We start from the raw sequence: 6,124 nt of genomic DNA, 5'->3' as shown, positions 1-6,124 counted from the left end.
TGTCACGCGACAAAGTTTCCAACATCGGGCGTAAACTACTGAAATCAAGCCATATACTCGCGATAAAGTGACAGTCAAAACTGGCGCACAAAAGATTCTGCTTTCAACGGTGGTCAAAACAAACGACAGTCCATGCGGCCGAAAGAGAGGGAAATTTCCCTATGATCGAACGCAAACCGCCAAGAATGGCAGCGTATTCGGAAGATGCGCTTACGCGCGGCGCGGACCTCTATCAAATTTTCCGGAAATTGGTCTCACTGGACGCGCCGCTGGCGGCCGACGTTGTTTCTGTCATTGCCCGGGAAACTGGCTTGGGCGAACGGCGAATTCGGGAGTTGGCGCGGCGCTATCGCAGCAAGCCCATTGCGGAGAGCCTGGCCTCACGGCCGCGCGGTCCAAAGCCAGGAAGTAGACAAGCGCCGCCAGAGGTCCTCGTGGCGATCAATGGCCTCATTGAAGAAATCGTTATGACGAAAGTGCCGCTCAGTGTTCGGGAAGCGGCGCAGCAGGTGCGTTATTTGCTGATCGCCGATAATGGCGACTACGGCTTCGATCCCGGGATCGTTCCAAGTTTTCGAACGATCGAGCGGATAATCGGTGAAATAAGCGAGCCGCAGAAGGCTCGTTTCATGGGTTCGAAACGGCGAACCGCCCACGAGGTGCACCCGGGGGAATACCACAGCGATGGTTTGCTCGATGTGGTCCAGATGGATCACACCCCCGCCGACGTCATACTTGTCGACAGCACACACCGTATGGCTCTGGGCCGACCGTGGGTGACCTTGCTCATCGACGTCTGGAGCCGCTGCATTCTCGGCTTCTACGTGAGTTTTGGGGCACCTTCGATTTTTCGATGCGGACGGGCAATCGCCAATGCTCTGTTGCCGAAACAGCCGTTGCTCGAGAGTCTCGGTCTCGAAATCGAATATCCAATGCATGGCTTTTTCAGGAAGTTGCATGCCGATCATGCCGGATCTCATCGCGCGGAAGTTTTTAGAAGCGCTTGCAAGACTTATGGCATCGATCCGGACGTCCGCCCACGTGGTCCGGCGCATTATGGCACGCATATCGAGCGTCTGATCGGCACCATGACGCGTAGAATGCGGCTTCTTCCGGGGGCGACCGGAGGTAATGTTACGGCGCGAGACGGCTATGATGCGGAAGCGGACGCGGCGATGACGCTTGAGGAATTCGAGCGGTGGCTGGTTCGGGAGATTTGCCGCTATCATCATACACCTCACGAAGGATTGGGACGCGTCGCACCTGCGCAAATGTGGTCCACGGGTGTTGAGAGCCACGGGCCGCTGGCGCCGCCAGGTGTCGACATCGAGCAGCTAACGCGCCGATTTCTGCCGTGGGTCGAGCGGACCGTTCAATCGGGCGGCGTGAAGATTGACCATATTCGCTATTGGCACGAAAGTTTGGCGCCGCGCCTGGGTCTCAAGGTCATGGTCCATTACGACGACAGGACCATCCAGGAGGTCTATCCTGTCATCGATGGAGTTCTTGTCGCTGCTGCTGCGGTGGGCAATTATCCGAACGTGACCAGGCCTGAATGGGATGTTGCGGTCGCCGCACGGCGCAATTCCGGCGTGCTTTACCAGCATGCTGGGGGTCAGGCTGAAATTGCGCGGCTTGTGCATGCCAACAGGCAGGAAGTTCTGAACGCGAAATCCCGGACGCGGGGCTTGCGAGACGCGCGAAAAAGGCTGGAAAGGGAAGGTGTGTCCCACGCCGCTCAGCCGGCAAATCAGGAAGTTTCCGACGTACCCAGTTGGGTATCGGTGGCCGACATACGCGATGAAGGGTGGCTCAAATGGAGGGATTAGGTCAGCCGCACAGTTCCGCGTTCTGGATCGACTTCGACGAAGCGCGTTTTGCCGTGGAAACGCTGGTTGATATCGCACATGATGAGCCTGATGAACGGCCGCCCTGCGTCATTCTCGTGGGTCAATCCGGTATGGGGAAGACATCGATCCTGCGCGAAGCCCAGCGGCGTATCGAATGTGACTTTCCAGAGCCTGATGGTTGGCGGGATGCCCGGTATGCTCCCGTCCTCAGGACCGTGATCCCAGCTAGTCCGACGTCGCTCAAGATCAACCTGACGTTGTTGTGGAAGCAAGGTTGGCCGATCACCCCCAGTATCCACCGGATTGCCGACCTGAAAGTCGTTGAATTGCTCGGCAGACAGCGGACGCGGTTGGTGGCGGTCGACAATGTTCATGCCATTCTCACTGCGGGCGGCAGGGCGAGGCGTGACACCCTGGATGCATTCCGGTTTCTGATGAGCGAAGGCAATGTGCCGATGGTTGTTGCCGGTCTCGAAATCGCCGCGGACATCTTTGCCGAGGACGTCGAACTGGCCTATCGCTCGATCGTCCTGCGATTGCCGCTCTGGCCGCCTGGAGAGCCATCCCAGCGCCTGATCCTAGCGCTGGCGCGGGGATTGCGCATCATCGAGCCGGAACGCTTCGCTGAGCCCGAGATGGCCGAATTCATCTGGCGCAACAGCCATGGCGTGACAGGGAATTTCAAACGGCTTTTGCATTGGGGCCATAAGATTGCCTCTCGCGACGGTCGTCAGCGTGTTGAATTTGCAGATTTGCGCGCAGCAGCAGCGATGCTCCCGACTTCAGCTTGATGGCCGGCAAGTGGTCGCCCAATCTTGAGCCTGAGACGCTGGCGTTCCCGATCAAGCCACGCAGACATGAAGCGTTTGATTCGTGGTTGAGCCGCTTGACCGCCGCCCACCGGGTGAGCCGGGCACAATTGTTCCGCCATCTGGAGATCGCTCCGGGTCTTTCGCGCTTGGACCTGGCGCGAGGGAAGGGCGGTCTCGATCCGGCGCTGCATGCGGCCTGCGATGCGATGGTGGAGCGGCTTGCATGGGCGGTCGAAATCGATCCCGAGCAGATCAATGCGACCTTTCTCGCGTGTGAGGCGGCGGCGCTCCTGCCCTCTGCGCACCGCCGTTACGTCTGTGCGCTATGCTGCTACGAGGCCCAGCGGGCTGGCGGGCCTGTAATCGCGCGCCGCGAATGGATTTTACGGGCGAGCTGGCGATGCAGCCTGCACGGGTTGCCGCTCACTGACATGCGGAGCCTTCCATTGGAGGCCACGGGGCGGCAATTGCAGGCGTTCTTGGCGCATGCCGTGATGCGATCTCGCAGAATCCAATGGAAAATCAAACCGACTTCTGCCGCGCTTGCGCGAAACAAGACAGTGATCGATTACCTGATCGGCCCTAGCGATTGGGTGGGACTTGCGCCGCCATACCAGCGTTATCAGGAGCGCTTCGTAGCCAATCAGTACCATTTTGCGTGCGAACGGATCGCCATGCTGGCGCTGGCGCACAGCCCACGTGCGAAAGCCGCGCTTCGCTTTGAGCGCATGATCACAACCAGACTGGCCGAGAGGCCGCTGACGGAAGGTAGAATTGAAACGCCGGTTCGAGGTGCATTGCGTCTGCGGACCTGCAAGCTCCCCAAGCCCAGATCCAAATGGGCCTGCGACATCTTTGCGCTGTTTGCTGCGTACGGCACTGCGCGACAGCGCCAGGAGCAGGAAACCGCGCTGGCAGCGGAATTCGCGCGCTACGAGGGTCTCCCTCCCCCGTCGCAGGCAGCCTGGCCGTCTAGAGGCTTGCTTGATGCCGCCAGTCGGGCAGTGCCAGGGTCGGCGTAATAGCGCAGACGAAGGTCGTGAAGGGGCCTTGAGCGTAGGCCATTTGCTTGGCCTCCAGCTGCCGCAGGAGTTTGGCCGCACCGGCCTTGGTCGCGCCAAGCGCGCGGGCGAGTTGGGCGGGGGTGAGGGTGCCAAGGCCGAACAGCAGCATCCATGCATGATAGAGGCGCGAATTCGAACGCTGGCTCGGAAACTCGCGCGCAAAGACGTCGGCGGCGCGCGGGAGGCGGGCGATGTCGCAGGCGGTAGCATAGAGCGCGTCGTGCAGGCTCTCGCGGGCTTGGGCGCGACGCTGGCTGGCGTCGCGGTCGGCCCGGAACAGTCGGCGCTGGACCAGGCCGGGGAAGGGGAGGGGGGTCTCGCTCAGCCGGAAGGCATGCCCACGCGCGGTTGCCGCCAGGTTGATCGCCCAGCACGGGGTTCGGGCGGTTGCCGTCAGGGCATCGGGCTCGTTGCCGCGCGAATAGCGGAAGCGCTCGACGACCCCAAGCAGCCGTTCGAGCGGATCGCCGGGCAGATTGGCGTGACCCAGCGCGTCGAGCACGACGCCGAGTTCGGGAAGGCTGGCAGCAACGATGGTTTCGGTCTCTCGGGCTTCGCTGGCCATCGGCCGGATTGCGATCTTGCGCACTGTCCGGATGGCCTCGGCGATCACCTTCTCGCGGGTCGGCAGGGCGTGCTCGAGGAGGGCGAGGAAGGCGTTACGCTCGCCCATGCATTCGGCGCCGATCAGCGAGGCCCCGAGGGTAATCGCCCGGTCCTGACGGTATTGCTCCCAGGCACGGCTGAGCCAGTGGAGGGTGAGTGCGGCGCGCATTTCTGCGGAATAGCAGGTGTCGGAGGCCAGCAGGCATTTGGCCAGAGCATCGATCTGGCCGATACGGAAGGCGATAGGGCCGGCGTCGATCGTGCTGCTCAATTCAAGGCTTTCGCTCTGGAGGCTGCGAACTGGCTAACGGGACAGGGAATCGCCGTCAACACAGAGTTTACTAAACCTACGCTTTGGTATCCTATCCGTAGCATCGTAAATCGGCGGTATTTCCATAATCTAACATTATGGTAAAATCAGCATTGCCCAGAGTGCCGATTTTGGCCCAAAAAGCGCCCATGAAACTCGTCCAGAACGATCATCCCGCATGACAACCGATCGCCCGTTCCCATCATCGGTCGAACTGGTGCTCGACGGCCACGGCCTGCTGGTTGATACCCGCGCCGCCAGCCCGCTGGCGCTCGAGGCCGCCGTCGCGGCGATGGCGCCTGCAACCAAGGCGGCCATCACTGCCGATCTCAAATGCTTTCTTGCCTGGTGCAAAGCGCGGCGGCCTGTCGCCACGGCTGTTCCCGCCGAGCCCGAGACCCTCGTCCACTATCTGCACTGGTTGGCCAAGGGCTCGGACACACGCGCGGGTGCCAAGCCCGCCACCCTTGCACGCCGGATCGCCTCGATCGCGCGGATTCACCGCATCCTGGGTTTTGGCGATACAGAGCCGCTGCCCACCCAGGCTGGAATGGTGCGCGACACGCTCAAAGCCATCCGCCGCAAAAAGCGCGAACGGCAAAAGCAGGCTGCGCCGCTACGGCTCGGCGAGGCGATGCAGGAGGGTCAGGCACCGCCCGAGGGGGTAACCGTCAACGCGCTGCTGGCCTCGTGTGGCACCGACATCATCGGTCTGCGGGACGCGGCGCTGATCAGTCTCGCCTATGACGCGGGCTTAAGAGTCTCCGAACTGGTGAGCACCACGGTGGCCGATCTGCGCCAGGTCGGCGATGGCAGCGGGCGGCTAGAAATCGCCCATTCCAAGACTGACCAGTTGGGGGAGGGGGCTCTGGCCTGGCTGTCTCCTGACACCATGGCGCGGCTTTCGGCCTGGCTGCTGGCGAGCGGCATCACGCAAGGCGCGGTGTTTCGGCGCATCAATGTTCTGAGCGGACCGCCAGACGCCTCCGGGCAGCGCATTGTGCGGCATTATATCGGGGCCAAGCCGCTTACCCGGCAAGGCGTGGTGGCGATCCTGCGACGCCGGGTGCTGGAGGCGGTCGATCTCGGTCTCGTTGAACTGGAACCCGGCATGGAAGGCGACACCGCACGTGGGCTTAGCGCGCATTCGTTCCGGGTCGGGCTGACACAGGACCTGTTCGCAGCGGGCGAGGACGGTGCCGGGATCGCGCTGGCGCTGCGCTGGTCCTCGCCGACTACAGCGCTGCGATATGCCCGCGAGCTTGCCGTAGGCAATAATGCAGCAGCTCGCGTGCTGGGGAAGTTGCGAGGGAGCGGCTGAGGCAGAAGAAGGCCAATGTCACTATTTTTGAAGCGCGAAAGGCTCCGCTTGGGCCCGGCATGACGTCAATTGTGGTGCGTCACACACGTCGGCCGATCCACGACAGAAATTGCCGCCGCTCCTCCGAGTACCATGATCGGACAAGTTCGCTCGCATTAATG

5 protein-coding genes are annotated in these 6,124 nt (G+C 61.8%); 4 read left to right on the top strand and 1 reads right to left on the bottom strand.

What is annotated here, in order from left to right; genetic code table 11:
- Nucleotides 1-161 precede the first annotated feature (161 nt).
- From K5Q19_RS20565 to K5Q19_RS20555, 3 genes are read left to right on the top strand one after another with little or no spacing between them, the layout of a single operon-like run.
- Nucleotides 162-1,829: a Mu transposase C-terminal domain-containing protein gene (locus K5Q19_RS20565; protein WP_292949095.1), complete on the top strand. Its 1,668-nt coding sequence runs from the start codon at nucleotides 162-164 to the stop codon at nucleotides 1,827-1,829.
- Complete coding sequence (locus K5Q19_RS20560) at nucleotides 1,817-2,641, top strand: TniB family NTP-binding protein (protein ID WP_292949092.1); 825 nt, start codon at nucleotides 1,817-1,819, stop codon at nucleotides 2,639-2,641. The genes K5Q19_RS20565 and K5Q19_RS20560 overlap by 13 nt, the downstream gene beginning before the upstream one ends.
- Nucleotides 2,641-3,684 carry a TniQ family protein gene (locus K5Q19_RS20555; RefSeq protein ID WP_292949089.1) on the top strand — a complete coding sequence of 348 codons (1,044 nt, stop codon included), beginning with the start codon at nucleotides 2,641-2,643 and terminating at the stop codon, nucleotides 3,682-3,684. Before K5Q19_RS20560 ends, K5Q19_RS20555 begins: the two co-directional genes overlap by 1 nt.
- Here the strand turns inward: K5Q19_RS20555 and K5Q19_RS20550 are convergent.
- On the bottom strand, nucleotides 3,635-4,603 hold the full coding sequence (locus K5Q19_RS20550; RefSeq protein ID WP_292949085.1) for a hypothetical protein: 969 nt from the start codon (nucleotides 4,601-4,603) through the stop codon (nucleotides 3,635-3,637). The two genes, K5Q19_RS20555 and K5Q19_RS20550, sit on opposite strands and share 50 nt — an antisense overlap.
- A gap of 217 nt (nucleotides 4,604-4,820) precedes the next feature.
- Between K5Q19_RS20550 and K5Q19_RS20545 the strand changes: the two genes are divergently transcribed.
- Nucleotides 4,821-5,963 (top strand): tyrosine-type recombinase/integrase, encoded by a 1,143-nt coding sequence (locus tag K5Q19_RS20545; RefSeq protein ID WP_292949083.1) that lies wholly within the window; start codon nucleotides 4,821-4,823, stop codon nucleotides 5,961-5,963.
- The last annotated feature ends 161 nt before the right edge of the window (nucleotides 5,964-6,124 follow it).

Origin of the sequence: Novosphingobium sp., from assembly GCF_019748365.1 — a bacterium.
Taxonomy (GTDB): domain Bacteria; phylum Pseudomonadota; class Alphaproteobacteria; order Sphingomonadales; family Sphingomonadaceae; genus Novosphingobium.
This window is presented reverse-complemented; position numbering and strand designations above follow the sequence as displayed.